The sequence below is a fragment of the Nocardia mangyaensis genome, assembly GCF_001886715.1.
Classification (GTDB): Bacteria; Actinomycetota; Actinomycetes; order Mycobacteriales; family Mycobacteriaceae; genus Nocardia; species Nocardia mangyaensis.
On record NZ_CP018082.1, the window covers coordinates 1,937,384 to 1,951,805 of the forward strand.

A 14,422-nucleotide genomic window follows, 5' to 3' on the forward strand; every position below is an offset into this window, starting at 1 on the left:
AGGGCGGCATTCCGGGCAGAGCTGGCACCATGGAATGTACGGCGGTGAGCAGAATTCCGTCGGATGGCAGGAGGGCTGAACCGATGGGTTTGCTGGATCGTTTCCGCGGTGGGCGCGGCAGGAGCAGGTCAGGTGCGCGCGAGGGCGCGTCGGAGGTGCGCGCGCTGGCCGACTGGGCGCGGTCTCGGCGCGGTGTCGAGGCGTTCATCGAACCGAAAACAACTGTGACCGATGTCACAGCCGTGTTGGTGGCCGTGGATGGTGAATGGACCCGCCGGATCGTCGGCGAGCGCGGTGCGCGCAAGCTGGCCGACGCGCTGAAGATCCCGGTCTACGACGTCAACAAGACCGGCTATCCGCAGCGGATGCGTGACTTCGACGCCCGCCGCCGGATCGAGCAGCGGCGGGCCCGCGAAGCCGAGTTCGACGAGTGACTACTCCGCCCCGATCTCCTCGATCACCGTGATCAGCGTCCGCACCGGGACGCCGGTGCCGCCCTTGCCGATGTAGCCGAACGGCCCACCGGTGTTGTAGGCCGGACCCGCGACGTCCAGGTGTGCCCACTGCACGTCCTCGGGCACGAACTCCTTGAGGAACAGCGCCGCCGAGAGCATTCCGCCCCACCGGTGCGGGGCGACGTTGGCCAGGTCGGCGACCTTGGAGTTGATGTCGGCGCGCAGTTCGGCGGGCATCGGCATGGCCCAGCCGTTCTCGCCGACCGCCCGCGAGGTGGCGGCCACGCGGTCGCGGAACTCCTCGGTGCCCAGCACGCCGGGGGTGCGGGTGCCCAGCGCCACCATCTGGGCGCCGGTGAGGGTGGCGACGTCGATCAGATAGTCGGGCTCGTCCTCGCTGGCGCGCACGATGGCATCGGCCAGGATGAGCCTGCCCTCGGCGTCGGTGTTGATGACCTCGACGGTGGTGCCGCCGTACTGGGTGAGCACGTCACCGGGGCGTTGCGCGGTAGCCGATGGCATGTTCTCGGCCATCGGCACCGTCGCGATGACGGTGACCGGCAGGCCGAGGCGCGCGGCGAGCAGGGTGGTCGCGATGACCGCTGCGGCGCCCGCCATGTCGGAGGTCATGTTCTCCATGTTGGCGGCGGGCTTGATCGAGATGCCGCCGGTGTCGAAGGTGACGCCCTTGCCGACGAGCGCGATCTTCTTCGGCCCGCCCGCGTAGGTGATCCGCACCAGCCGCGGCGGCCGGGAAGAACCCTGGCCGACGCCGACGATCCCGCCGTAACCACCCGCGGCCAGCGCGGTCTCGTCGAGCACCTCGACCTCGAGCCCGGCGGCCTCGGCGAGCACGCGGGCCCGATCGGCGAACTCGGCCGGGTACAGCGCGCTCGGCGGGGTGTTCACGAAATCGCGGGCCGTGGCGACGGCTTCGGCGACGAGCTGGGCGCGCAGCAGTTCCAGCACGCCGAATTCCGGTTCGGGGACCAGCAGTTCGACGCGCACCACCGGCTGCTCGTCCGGCTTCGGGGCGCTCTTGGTCGACTTGAACGTGCTGAAGGTGTAGGCGCCGAGGTAGAAGCCCTCGGCCGCGGCACCGAGGTCGATGCCGGACAGGGTGGTGGCGACGAGTTCGGTGCCGCTGAGCGCGCGCCCGGCCACTCCGGCGCTGCGGCGCACCTGCTCGGCGTCGAGCTTCTCGGCCGCGCCGAGTCCGACCGCGAGCACACTGGTGACGTTGTCCAAGCCCGCGGGCGCGGGCACCCTGGTCAGTTCCTCGGGCTTGCCCTTGGCGCCGACGGCACCGAGGGCGTCGAGCAACTCCGCGCGGACCTCGGCGGTGAGGATGTCGCCGAACAGGTCGGCGGGCACGATGGCCGGGCCGTTCTCCGAGGAGGTCAACCCGATCACCAGGACATCGGTATCCGGGGCGATGGTTTCGGTACGTGCCAGTTCCGGTCCGAGGGAACGATCTGCAACAGCGGTCATCGCCCCAGGCTATTCGGTGGCCGGTCGGTGTCGCACCGCGACGCCGTCGAGGAGCAGTCCGACACCGGCGGTGAGCAGTTCGTCGAACGACAGGTCGGGCCCGGCGGGCTCGCCGGTGAACACCCGGTGCACGACCGGCCGGGTGCTCGGGTCGAGGAGTTCGGCGAGTTCGTCGCGCATCCGGTCCGAGGCGGCCAGCGCGCCGGCGCCGATGCGGTCGCCGCGGTCGGTGCTCCACATCAGGGCCAGGCCCTGGACCATGCCCGAGTAGGCCAGGTAGATCGTGAGCATCTGGGCGCTGGTCAGGTCGAGTTCGTCGAGGGCGGCGAAGGCGCGTTCGACCGAGTCGAGCAGGGTCGGGCCCAGCGGTGGACGGGTGCGGGCGAGCACGGTCAGCATCCAGGGGTGACGGCGGTAGAGCCGCCATTCCTCCTCGGCCTCGATGGCCAGGGTCGCGTACCAGGTCGGCGCGGGCGCAGGATCGGGGGTCTCGTCGAGCGCCAGTTCGGTCATCGCCGCCAGCAGCGCTTCGCGGTCGGGGAAGTGCCGGTACAGCGCGGCGGTCGCCACGCCCAGTTCGCCCGCCAGCCGCCGCATGGTGAGGCCGTCGAGCCCGTCGCGGTCGGCCAGGTCGACGGCGGTGCGGGTGATGAGGACCGCGGTCAGTTTGGCTGGTCGCGGATGCCGCACCGGTGTTCGTCGATCGCGGCGTGCTCGATAGGCCCGGCCCTGGCATGACCGCGAACAATAGCGCCGCACTCGCCCTCGGTCGGCCTGGACCACTTCGGCTCCACACTGCGCGCACAGCGTTGTTTTCCGCACACCAACCAGTGTGACGAAATGGTCGCTGTTGCGCAGTACCGCTCCTAGATTGGCGGACACGCACACCGTTCACTCAGGAGGTACTCACCATGCAGCCACAGGTTTGGAAAGCAGGAGCCGACGACGTCGCCGCGGTCGCCGAAGCCTTCGTCGCGGGCAGTCTCGACGAGGTGGTCAACGCCTGGGTCCGGGCGGGTGACCCCGCGATGGACGAGGCGTACAAGACCACGATCGGTCCGCAGGTCGTGACGAAGGCGCTCGCCCAGGACGAGGTCTGGCTGGCCGGGACCGGCGACGAGATCTGGGCGGTGTCGCTGTGGCAGCGGGTCAATTCCGCCGACCGTTTCCACGCCGAGGCGGCCGAGGCGCGTGCCTTCCTCGACGCGGCGCCCGAGGTGGTGGCGCTGCAGCGGATGGCGGCGGTCTCGAGTCTGGTCGCCGAGGCGCATCCCCGCGAATTCCCGCATCGCTATCTGCACGTCATCGTCACGGTGCCCGAACATCGCGGCAAGGGCGCGGGCGGTGCGATTCTGGCGGATCGGTTGAAGGCGTTCTCTGATGCGGGGGAATCCGCGTTCCTCGAAGCCAGCACGCCACGCTCGTCGCGGCTCTACGCCCGCAACGGTTTCGCCCACGAGGGCGCGCCGATCGAACTGCCCGACGGCGGACCCACTCTGCTTCCGATGTGGTTCCGCGGCTGAACCGCGCCATTGCGGGCCCGGCCCCACCGGCCGTGCAGGCCCCGCGATCACTGCGGGCACGCATACCCGGCGCTCGAGGGTGCGCCTGGGCACACCGACTCTGCGGGCCGGCCGACGCCGCTGGCCGCCGGCCGCAGGCGACGCCGCTGGCCGCAGCCAGCGTTGTGCCGCAGCCAGCGCTGTGCCGCAGCTGGCACCCAGCCGCAGCTGGCGCTTGCCGCAGTCGGCGTTGTGCCGCAGTCGGCGTTGTGCCGCAGCTGGCACCCAGCCGCAGCTGGCGCTTGCCGCAGCTGGCGCTTGCCGCAGCTGGCGCTTGCCGCAGCTGGCGCTTGCCGCAGCTGGCGCTTGCCGCAGCTGGCGCTTGCCGCAGCTGGCGCTTGCCGCAGCTGGCGCTTGCCGCAGCTGGCGCTTGCCGCAGCTGGCGCTTGCCGTGGCGGTGCGCCCCGGCTGTTGGCACTCGACTACGGGCAAACCCCACTGACCGAGATGTACCGGTGCCGATTCGGCATCGGCGGCCCAGGGCAATCCCGGAGCCAATACTGGCAATCACTGGACAATACTGGAATGCCTGAATACGCTCGCGATCGTGACGGACTCGGCCGAGGAGCTGGAGGCGCGCATCGCGGGCCTGCGCGCCGAGGTGCGCCGAGCCGCCGCGGCCGGCGATCGGGCCACCGCGCGTCAGCTCCGCGCGGAGCTACGTAAGGCCGAAACCGACTGGGACGCGGTCGTTCTCGGCTCGATCCCGGAGACGCCCGAGTTTCCGGACCGGGTCGACGCCCCCGCCGTGCCGGTGCGCGAACACGTGCACCGCGCGCTGACCCTGCTGTCGGTGCCCTCGTCGCCGAAGCTGGTGCTGGCCGTGCACGACGGCTTCTTCTCCGGTGAGCTCCTGCCCGCACGGCTCACCAGCCTGCGCCGCGACGAGGAACGTTCCTTCCGCTCGGCGCCCTTCGCCCGCCCCTACTACGTGTGCGCGGCACTGACCACCGACCTGCTCGCCCCGGCGCGGGGGCTGATGGCGGTGAGTTCGTGGCCGCTCGAGCGGCGGATGATCGGTCCGCTGAGCCCGCGCGTCGACCTGTTGACCTCGGCAATCCGCCTGGCCGAACATCTTTCGGCGCAGCCTGCCGCCGAACCGGCGGGGTTGCGCGTACTGTGGCGGCTCGCCGTGTCGATACCCGGGGTGAACAGCGCACCGGATTCGCTGGACCCGGCGACGGTACTCGAGGCCGCGCGACGGGAACTGGCGGTGCACGAGAACGACGACGCGCGAGCGCGGATCGCGGCCGCGCGCCGAGCGGCGGATCAGCTGGCCGATCCGGCCGCACAACTATTCGGTGTTCGGCTCGGCGTAGCCGATCGGCGACGAATCGAGGTGAGATGAGCACTCTCGCAGCACAGTTGGACCAGTTGCGCGGCGATGCGCCCGCCACGCGGCACAACGCCCGCACCATCGCCGCGTTGACGGCCAATCCCGGATGCGCTCGCCGCGCCCTGCTCGACGCGGCCGCGGTGGACAAGACCGTGATCGCCCAATCGCTCGGTTTCCCACCACAGTTCGGTCAGTCCCAGTTCGCCATCACCCGTGGCAACGCCTTCGAAGCCATGGTGAAGGCGAACGGCTGTGCCGAGCTGTTGGCGCTGTTGCGCGACAAGCTCGGCCTCACGATTCCCGAGGTCGCCTACCACGATCTGAACTCGGTGGGCGAGAACACCGGCAACGCGGTGCGCCACCAGCGGACCAGGCAGTTGCTGAAGGCCTCGATCGCCGCGGGCGACGGCACCCTGTTCGACCACCCCATGCTGCGCCTGGACATCGCGGGCGCCGCCGCCTATCTCGAACCCGATGTCGTCGCCGTGCAACTCGACGGCAAGTTCCATGTGGTCGAGATCAAGGCGTTCCCGGTGATCGACGGCCAGGCCGACCCGGCGCAGGTCGCGGCGGCGGCCCGCCAATCCGCGGTGTACGTGATCGCGTTGCGCGAGTTGATGACCGAGATCGGGGAGTCACCGGAGCTGGTGTCGCACAATGTGATCCTGGTGTGCGCCAAGAACTTCACCAACCGCCCGACCGCCGAACTGGTCGATCTGCGCAAGCAACTCGCCGTCGTCTCCCGGCAGCTCACCCGGCTCACCGCCATTCCCGAACTGCTCGACCTGCTGCCGCCGGCGGCCAGCTTCGCGCCGGGGGAGGACCTGGAGAAGACCATCGCCGCGATCCCGGCGCGCTATGCCCCCGAATGCATGTCGAGCTGCGAACTGGCCTTCGCCTGCCGGGACGAGGCCCGCACCTGCGGTTCGGTGGACGCGCTCGGTCGCGGCGTGTGTGACGAGGTCGGCGGTATCGACAACATCCACACGGTCCTCGGCCTGGCCGACGGCACGCTGGAACCGGGCCCCGAGCACGCCGACATCACCGCCATGCTGCGTACCGCGCACCGCCTGCGGCTCGAGATCGCCGGATGAGCGTCCTGTCCGCCCTGGCCAAGGCCGAGGCCGTCCGTTCGGGCCGCGCGCAACCCACCGCGGCGCTGCGCCATCTGCATCTCGCCGAACGTCCGCTGGTCACCGTGCCGCTGCGACTGGCCGGGGAGGCGGCGGCGCCGCTGGCGATCATGATCGGCACCGCGCGCGGTGATCAGAACGTGCTGATCGTGCCGCAGCCCCGCGACCGGGTGCTGCGGTTGCGGTTCATCGAAGAACTGGCCGACGTGGTGCTGCCGTATCTCTCGTCGTTCCTGGCCGAGACGGAAGAACTCACCAGCAAGGCGGGCGAGACCTACACCCGCTGCCTGGACGCACCCCAGCTGTGGACGCCCAACCCGGCCGGCGTGACCTTCCTGAAACTGCTCGGCCGCTCGGTACGTTTCCACCGCACCGACGGCGACAACCCGGTGCCGCCATCGATTCCGCTGCTCGGCCGCTGGCTCACCTGGTTCGGCGACCGGGCCGAACATCCGGGTTCGGCGGTCCTGCCCGCGGTCACGGCGGTGCTCTCGGCACACTGGGCCTCGGGCCAGTCCGCGCTCGAGGACGGCAATCTCGCGGCCCTGCTCGGCTGGATCGATCCGCCGCCCGGCCTGACCGGCGCCGAAGCGGCCGCGCTGGCCGAAGATCCCCTGCTGTCCCCGCCCGCGGGCCCGGCCACGGACCCGGGTTTCGACAACGAGGAACTGGCGCCGCTGATCGCCGCCTACAACGCCGCCGAGGACGAGAACGCTCGCGCGGTGGCCGCCGAACGCCTCGAACGTTCGCTGCGCGGGCAGCTCGAACCGACCTGGGGACTGATGTGGCGTGCGCTCGACCTGCTGCACGCACTCCCGCCGGGCGCCAGCGTCGAGAGCCGCTGGACCGACGATCGTGGCGCGTTCTCCCGCTTCGCCGCCGACGTGGCGGAAGGGATTCCGCAGGCCCGCCGGGATTCCGCGGTTCCGGCCGTGCGCAGGCTGCTGGCCCGCGAACGCGCGCTGGAGGCGCTGCAGGCCCAGTGCGCCTTCGACGACCCGCTGCGGATGCTCGAACACCGCGTCACCGGCGCGGCCTTCCGCGGCACCGTGGTGCACAGCGAACCGGATCGCCTCGACCGTTCGGGTTCGCGTCCGAAACTGCGCCCGCACATCCATCTGCGCACCACCGACCCGTTCGTCCCGGTTCCCGGCGAGGAGCTGACATGTGTGGAGCGTCCGAAGCAGACCGGTGTCGTCGTCGAGAGCGACGGTGCGGCCATCGTGCTGGAACTGTCCGGCGGGATGGGCCGCAAACTCGTCGCCGATCCGGGCAGCGTCCCCGAACCCGGTGACGAACTCGGCTTCGCCCGCTTCAAGCCCGCCGCCTTCAACGGCCAGCTGAATCTGCCCGCGCCCGAGGAGACCCCGTGGACGCACGGCGGTCCGCCGCCGGAGTGGACCCCGCCGCCCACCGACGACGCGGGGGAGGACCTGCAATGACCACACCGGACCAGGCCGTCGCCGGAATTCTCGCCGATCTGCGCGACGAGAACCATCGCGCGATCGTGGTCGACTCACCGCCCGGCGCGGGCAAATCCACCCTCGTGGTCCGCGCGGCCCGGCAGCTCGCCGAGGACGACGAGCAGCGGATGATCGTCGCCCAGACCAACGAGCAGGTCGACGACCTCATCGACCGCCTCGCCACCGCCGACCCCGCCCTGCGCATCGGCCGCCTCTCCAGCGCCGCCTATGTCACCAGCGAGCGGGTCGACCAGCACGGCAATGTCCGGGTCGCCAAGCAGCCCGGTGACCTGGCCGATCGCACCATCGTCATCGGCACGGCGGCCAAGTGGGCGACCATCACCGAGGGCAGCTGGTCGCACGCCATCATCGACGAGGCCTACCAGATGCGTTCGGACATGCTGCTGCGCATCGCGAACCGCTTCGACCGCGGCCTGTTCGTCGGCGACCCCGGCCAGCTCGACCCGTTCGCCACCGTCGAGACCGCCCGCTGGGCCGGGCTCACCTGGGACCCGACCATGAGCGCGGTCAGCGTCATGCTCGCCAACAACGACCACATTCCCACCCATCGGCTGCCGGTCTCCTGGCGTCTTCCCGCCACCGCCGCACCCGTGGTCTCGCGGGCCTTCTACCCTTTCACCGAATTCGAGTCCGGTACCGGATTCGGTGACCGCCGCATGGATTTCACCACCCGGGGGATGGGCGGCCCGGTCGACGCGGTGCTCGAGGAAGCCGCCGAATCCGGGTGGGGCTGGTACGAACTCCCGGCTCGGCACACCCTGCGCACCGACCGCGAAGCCGTGGCCGCCATCGCCGCGATCGCCGCGCGATTGATCGAACGCGGCGCGACCGCGCACTCCGAATCCGGCAGTCACCCGGTCACCACCGAGCGGGTGGCCATCGGCACCGCCCACCGTGACCAGGCCGATGCCGTGCGCGCCGCGCTGCGCGGGACCGCGGCCGAACCCGTCACCGTCGATACCGCCAACCGGCTGCAAGGCCGCGAATACGACGTCACCCTCGTGCTGCATCCGCTGTCGGGTCGACGCGACGCCAGTGCCTTCCACCTCGAGGCAGGCCGCCTGTGTGTGCTCGCCTCGCGGCACCGGCACGCCTGCGTTCTCGTCGGCCGGGCCGGTATCCCGGAGTTGCTCGACGCGCATCCCTCGGCCGAACCGGTCCATCTCGGTGTCCCGGTCAAGTTCCCCGACGGCTGGGAAGCCAACCAGGCGGTGCTGACCCACCTGGCCCGCCATCGGGTCCGAGCCGGCGGCATGCTGTGAGTTTGCCCAGCGCGCAGTAATTCTCGAGTACGCGCGCGGGTGCGGGTGGTCGGTTACTCTCTCGACCAATGAGCGTGCCCGCTGCGCTGCGGGAGCGGAAAGAAACCCTGTGAAGATCTGGCGTACCGGCGTTCGTGGCCGCGTGAGCGTGCGGACCCGACTGCTGTCCATCGTGCTCATCTCCAGCGTCATGCTGTTGCTGACCGGCGGCGGTGCCGCGGTCCACCTGGTGAATTCGGCCCGGGAGTCGACCGAGTGGGCGGAGCTGGCCAGCAGCACCACCGCGCCCGCCATCCTCATGGTCTCGGCCTTCCAGGAGGAGCGCAGGCTGTCGCTGCTGCGTCTGGCTGGTGACGCGTCGGCGGGCCCGGCGCTGGGTACGGCCAGACAGCGTTCCGACGAGGCGCTGGCCGCGGTGATCGCCAAGGGGGAGGCCGCGCGCGAGCTCAACCCGGACGGCTCGGCCGAGGACATCGAGGGGTACAACCAGCTGTTCACCATGGTGCCCACCGTGCGTGGCGGTGTCGACGCGCTCGGCATTCCGGCCGATCAGGTGTTCACCTTCTTCACCCAGGTGATCGGCACCATCATCGCCGCGTCCATGGTCGCCGCACGAGTGGCGCCCACGGCGGGAATCGGCATCGAATTGGGTTATGCCGTCGAACAATTGCGGGCCGCCGAAGCGCTGTCGCAAGCCGACACCCTGGGTTCGGTGGCCCTGACCACCGGCGAGTTCACCGCGGCCCACCTGGTCGACTTCGGTCGCCGGGTCGGCGAATTCCGTGGCGAGGCAGAGTATTCCGCTGCGGTGCTGAAAGGTGTGCGACGCGCGCAGCTGGACGACCTCGTCGCGAGCCCGCAGTGGCAGCAGGTGATCGCGATGCAGGACGCGGTGCTGCTGCGCGGTCCGATCTCGGGCACCAACGCGGAGACCGACCTGCCGATGACCCTGGCGCAGTGGCAGGACGCCTCGCGTCAGGTCAACCTCGGACTGCAGAAACTGTGGGAGGACCAGAGCGGCGACGCTCACGTCATCGCCCGCCAGCAGGGCGACCGCGACACCCGGACCGCCCTGCTGGGTGGCGCCGTCGTCGCGCTGATCGCGGTGGTCGCGTTCCTGGTGGCGCTGGTCATGGCGAACCGGTTCATCGCCCGGATGCGCCGCCTGCGCCACGACACCCTGGAACTGGCCGACGAACGACTCCCGGAGCTCATGAGCCGGGTGGCGGCGGGCGAGAATGTCGACGCGAGTGCCGAAGCGTCGCGCCTGGACTTCGGCTCCGACGAACTCGGGCAGGTGGCGGCGGCGTTCAACCGGGCCCACGTCGCCGCGGTATCGGCCGCGGTGGCCGAGGCGCAGACCAGGGCGGGCATCAACACCGTGTTCCTCAACATCGCGCACCGCAGCCAGGTGGTCGTGCATCGTCAGCTGGCCCTGCTCGACCGTGCCGAACGCGACGAAGGCAATGCCGATCAGCTCGAATTGCTGTTCCAGCTCGACCATCTCGCGACCCGGACCCGCCGCAATGCCGAGAATCTCGTCATCCTCGGGGGCGAACAGCCGGGCAGGCGCTGGCGCAACCCGGTGGCGCTGCTGGAACTGGTGCGCGGCGCGATCGCGGAAAGCCTGGACTACACCAGGATCGAGGCCAAGCGGATGCCGGAGGTGCGCATCGCCAGCCACGCCGTCGCCGACGTGATCCACCTGCTCGCCGAGCTGATGGACAACGCGACCGCCTTCTCACCACCGGAATCGCATGTGGTGGTCTCCGGTGTCGTGGTCGGGCGCGGCGTGGCGGTGGAGATCATCGATCAGGGCCTCGGCATGCGCGAAGACGACCTGGCCGAACGCAATGCGATGCTGGCCGACCCGCCCGCGTTCAGCGTGGCGACCCTGTCGGGCAGCTCCCGTCTCGGCCTGTTCGTCGTGGCCACCCTGGCAGGCCGGCACGGAATCTCGGTGCGGCTGGGGGAATCGGTCTACGGCGGCGTGCGGGCGGTGGTACTGATCCCCTCGGCGCTGGCTCGGGCCACCGATCCGGAATCGGAGATCTCCGGTCAGTTCCCCGCCGTCTCGCCGCAGCCATGACCGACGAGCCCGAGCACTGGTACGAGGAGGACGCGGGCCCACTGGTGCGCCTCTACGCGGTGACCCGTGGTCGCGGCCGCGCGCCGCGGCGCGAGCTCGATCTCACGACACTGCTCATCGACGCCCACGCCGAGGCTGCTCCCCGCCGCCCAGGACCCGAATACGACGCGATCGTCGAAATGTGCCGCGCCCCGCTGTCGGTGGCCGAGGTGTCGGCCCACCTGCACCTGCCGCTCACCCTGACCAAGGTGCTCGTCGGCGACCTGATCGACGACGGTCGATTGGCGGCCCGCGCACCGGAGCCCACGGCGAGCGAGCCGTCCACCGACCTGCACGTGTTGCGCGCGGTGCTGGCCGGCATCCGCCGGGTGCAGATCTAGCGCAGCCGCGCGGCCAGGCGCTTGGCGGTCATGTAGCCGATCGCCTCGATGGTCAGCATCGGATTGACCCCCGGCGCGGTCGGGAAACTCGACCCGTCGGCCACCACGATGTTGGGCACCTCCCAGGTCGCGCCGTCGGGATCGGTCGCCGACAGCGCCGGGGTACCGCCCATCCGCGCCGAGCCCATGATGTGCAGCGCGCCGAGCGCGCACCGGCCCGGCCCGTACCCCGCCTTCTTCGTCGCGGCGTCGAACTCGGCGAGCGAGCCACGCGTCCCCGGCTCGAAGGAGATTCCGGCCTGGTGCCCGGAGTAGATGCGCTGCGCACCAGCCGCTTCCAGGATCGAGGCGGCACCGACGATCCCGGTGTGCAGGTGGGCGGCGTCGTAGTCGGAGAGCCGGTACTTCACCACCGGTTCGCCGCTGCCGTCGACCGAGACCGTGCCCGGATCGCGATCACGAGTGATGATCCCGATCGAGCTGGTGCGGGCGAAGTCGAGCATGGTGGCCCGATGCTGCGCGGCGCCGCGCCAGCTCATGAAGCCGGTGGCCAGGCCGGGGTGGACCGGCCCGGTCTCGTAGATGACGCCGTAGCCGTTGCCGTCCAGATCGGCGTGGTGCCGGCTGATCCGGGCCTGCAGCGCGCCCTCCCACGGCCGGATCTCGTCCTCGAAGACACCGAAAACGGCCGCGGCCGGATGCAGCCGCAGGTGGCGGCCGATGTTCTTGTTCCGCAGTCCCGAGCGTCGCAGCAACGCGGGAGTCTGGATCGCGCCCGCGGCGACGACGACCGTCTTCGCGCGCACGGTGATCGGCACGCCCGCGGCGGTCACCGCCGAGACCGATTCGGCCCGGCCCGCCCTCACCACGATCTCGCGCACGTCGGCGTCGACCACGAGGCGGGCCCCGCGCCCGGCCGCATCCGCCAGCCAGGTCTTGGTGACCGACTGCTTGGCACCGAGGCGGCAACCGTAACCGCAGCGCCCGCACTCGATTCCGGCATCGCAGGAGTTGTCGACATTGCGCGGCAGGGTGTCGACGTCCCAGCCCAGTGCGCGGGCGCCGCGTTCGAGGATCCCGTCGCGGGCCGACAGCGGTGACTTGCGGTCGGTGACGCCGATCCGTTCGCTCACCACCGCGAGGGCGTCACCGAACTCGTCGGTGGCGAACTGGGGCACGCCGGAATCGGCCCATTCGCCGCGAACCCGGTCCGGTGTCGGCAGCGAGGTACTCCAGTTGACGACGGTGCCGCCGCCCAGGCAGGTGCCCGCGACGAGGGTGATCTGGCCCTCCGCCGACGCAGCAGGTCCCGGCGAGTACAGGCTGGTCAGCGCGTCGAGTTCGCCGTCGCCGAAGTCCCGGTCGTCGTAGTAGCCGCCGCGCTCGAGTACCACCACGTCGAGCCCGGCCTCGGCCAGCACTGCCGCCGCGGCGCCACCACCGGCGCCCGAGCCGACCACGACGACATCGCAGTCCAGCGTGGCCGGCTCGGTGAACCGCTGCGGCGACAGCGGCGGCTGGGGCGCCGACTCGAGGCGACCCACCGGACCCGGATAGCCGATCTCCTTCCACAGCGGATGCGTGCCGGTCGGGCCGGGGCTCACGTTGTAGGCCAGCAGGGAAGCTTGTTTGAGCGCCTGGAACACCGCCCTGACCGGCGCGAGGCCGGAATCGCCGAGCCGCAGCAGGGCCGCCTCGCGCTGGTCGGGCGACAGCGTGGAGAACCGGCGGAACCCGCTGCCGGTGGCCAGGCCGAAGCCGCGCGAATCCCACAGCCCCAGCAGCATCGCCAGCTGCTTCTGCTCCGCTTCGCGGGGATTGCGGCCCAGGATCCGGAAGATCGTCTCCACCGTGCCCACCTCGGTCGCCGGTGGCAATCCGAGCCCGTCACCCGGCAGGAACGTATCGCAGATCATGCCCAGCGCAGCGCGCTGTTCCGCCGTGGGCTCCATGTGGAAACCACCCCTTCCAACTCTGGGTGATTTGTATCACGGGTCACGCGACGGCGCTGGGCGTCACAGGCTTTCGGATCAGCCCATCGTGAACTGGATGGTTTTGCGGCTCGGTGTCGCCAGCTCGACATCGGTGGTGGCGGTGGCCCGCGGCATCGACCCGGTGGGCTGGGCGGTGAGCCGGTATCGGCCGGGCTGCAATCCACGGAAGCTGACCTGGCCGTCGGCCCCGGTGGACAGGTGCCGGTGGATGCTGTCACCGCAGATGTCGACGCCGGTCAGCACGACCTTCCCCCCGGAAATGGGCTTCCTGGTGCCCGCTTCGATGAGGACGGCGTCGAGCTGACCGACCGCCGCCGGGCTGTCGTCGCGAACCTGTAGTTCGTGTTGTCGCGCGTGCGATAGTTCGCAGCTCGACGATTGCCGGACCGTGTCGCCGGTGCCCGGGTGCGCGGCCGCGCTCCCCACCGCCGCCCCGACCAGCGCTGTGGTGGCCAATCCCAACGCCAAACACTGTGAAACGACAAGCCGTGGCATCGCGCCGACTTCCTCCTGCTTCCTCGGTGATCCTGGTGCGCGTGGACGTTGCTGAGGTATCGCTCGGGCGGCAACCTTACTGACGGGAATTCCGGCGCCGGATTGGGCGTTGTACAAACACGGTTGTGGCCGATCTGTGCGACCACCGAGCTCTCGTGAAGGAGGACGCGTGACCGAAACCCGAAAGGCGATTCTGGCCGGTGGATGCTTCTGGGGGATGCAGGATCTGATCCGGCGTCAGCCCGGTGTGCTCTCGACCCGGGTGGGTTACACCGGGGGGAGTAATGATCACCCCACCTACCGCAATCACCCCGGGCATGCCGAGGCGGTCGAGATCGTCTACGACCCCGCGGCCACCGATTATCGGGCGCTGCTCGAGTTCCTTTTCCAGATCCACGATCCGACCACCAAGGATCGACAGGGCAACGACATCGGTTCGAGCTATCGATCGGCGATCTTCTACCTCGACGAGGACCAGCGCCGCACCGCGCTCGACACCATCGCCGACGTCGACGCCTCCGGCCTGTGGCCGGGCCGGGTGGTCACCGAGGTGACCCCGGCGGGACCGTTCTGGGCGGCAGAGCCCGAACATCAGGACTATCTGGTGCGCTATCCCGACGGCTACACCTGCCATTTCCCGCGCCCCGGCTGGAAACTGCCGCGGCGGGCGGACGCGCAGGCGTAGGTCCCTCGGTCGTCCGGGCGGTCATCCCAGGTGGGGTGGCCGCCCGTCGCATGTGA

The 14,422-nt window shown here is 70.4% G+C and carries 13 protein-coding genes; 9 read left to right on the top strand and 4 right to left on the bottom strand.

What is annotated here, in order from left to right:
- Positions 1-83: 83 nt before the first annotated feature.
- Positions 84-434 carry an oxidoreductase gene (locus tag BOX37_RS08765; RefSeq protein WP_071927216.1) on the top strand — a complete coding sequence of 117 codons (351 nt, stop codon included), beginning with the start codon at positions 84-86 and terminating at the stop codon, positions 432-434.
- Here the strand turns inward: BOX37_RS08765 and BOX37_RS08770 are convergent, their stop codons facing one another.
- On the bottom strand, positions 435-1,946 hold the full coding sequence (locus BOX37_RS08770; RefSeq protein WP_071927217.1) for a leucyl aminopeptidase: 1,512 nt from the start codon (positions 1,944-1,946) through the stop codon (positions 435-437).
- A 9-nt stretch (positions 1,947-1,955) separates the two neighbouring features.
- A complete protein-coding gene (locus tag BOX37_RS08775; RefSeq protein WP_240505274.1) occupies positions 1,956-2,636 on the bottom strand; it encodes a TetR/AcrR family transcriptional regulator in 681 nt (226 codons plus the stop codon).
- A gap of 221 nt (positions 2,637-2,857) precedes the next feature.
- On the opposite strand from BOX37_RS08775, the gene BOX37_RS08780 reads away from it, so the two are divergent.
- The 7 genes from BOX37_RS08780 (at position 2,858) to BOX37_RS08810 (ending at position 11,192) form a co-directional block, all read left to right on the top strand.
- On the top strand, positions 2,858-3,469 hold the full coding sequence (locus BOX37_RS08780; protein ID WP_071927218.1) for a GNAT family N-acetyltransferase: 612 nt from the start codon (positions 2,858-2,860) through the stop codon (positions 3,467-3,469).
- 586 nt (positions 3,470-4,055) lie between these two features.
- The gene (locus BOX37_RS08785; RefSeq protein WP_071927219.1) at positions 4,056-4,856 is read left to right on the top strand and encodes a hypothetical protein; all 801 of its coding nucleotides are present in this window, start codon (positions 4,056-4,058) and stop codon (positions 4,854-4,856) included.
- On the top strand, positions 4,853-5,938 hold the full coding sequence (locus BOX37_RS08790) for a hypothetical protein (protein ID WP_071927220.1): 1,086 nt from the start codon (positions 4,853-4,855) through the stop codon (positions 5,936-5,938). The genes BOX37_RS08785 and BOX37_RS08790 overlap by 4 nt, the downstream gene beginning before the upstream one ends.
- A complete protein-coding gene (locus BOX37_RS08795; protein WP_071927221.1) occupies positions 5,935-7,419 on the top strand; it encodes a hypothetical protein in 1,485 nt (494 codons plus the stop codon). Before BOX37_RS08790 ends, BOX37_RS08795 begins: the two co-directional genes overlap by 4 nt.
- Positions 7,416-8,723: an AAA domain-containing protein gene (locus tag BOX37_RS08800; protein WP_071927222.1), complete on the top strand. Its 1,308-nt coding sequence runs from the start codon at positions 7,416-7,418 to the stop codon at positions 8,721-8,723. Before BOX37_RS08795 ends, BOX37_RS08800 begins: the two co-directional genes overlap by 4 nt.
- 142 nt (positions 8,724-8,865) lie before the next feature.
- Entirely contained in the window at positions 8,866-10,812 is a 1,947-nt protein-coding gene (locus BOX37_RS08805; RefSeq protein ID WP_071927223.1) for a sensor histidine kinase, read from the top strand.
- Entirely contained in the window at positions 10,809-11,192 is a 384-nt protein-coding gene (locus tag BOX37_RS08810; RefSeq protein ID WP_071927224.1) for a DUF742 domain-containing protein, read from the top strand. The genes BOX37_RS08805 and BOX37_RS08810 overlap by 4 nt, the downstream gene beginning before the upstream one ends.
- Here BOX37_RS08810 and BOX37_RS08815 read toward each other — a convergent pair.
- Complete coding sequence (locus BOX37_RS08815) at positions 11,189-13,144, bottom strand: GMC family oxidoreductase N-terminal domain-containing protein (RefSeq protein ID WP_071927225.1); 1,956 nt, start codon at positions 13,142-13,144, stop codon at positions 11,189-11,191. The two genes, BOX37_RS08810 and BOX37_RS08815, sit on opposite strands and share 4 nt — an antisense overlap.
- Before the next feature lie 78 nt (positions 13,145-13,222).
- Entirely contained in the window at positions 13,223-13,648 is a 426-nt protein-coding gene (locus BOX37_RS08820) for a carboxypeptidase-like regulatory domain-containing protein (RefSeq protein WP_167659915.1), read from the bottom strand.
- Positions 13,649-13,850: 202 nt separating this feature from the next.
- Here BOX37_RS08820 and msrA point away from each other — a divergent pair, with 202 nt between their 5' ends.
- A complete protein-coding gene (msrA, locus tag BOX37_RS08825) occupies positions 13,851-14,366 on the top strand; it encodes a peptide-methionine (S)-S-oxide reductase MsrA (protein ID WP_071927227.1) in 516 nt (171 codons plus the stop codon).
- Positions 14,367-14,422 lie beyond the last annotated feature (56 nt).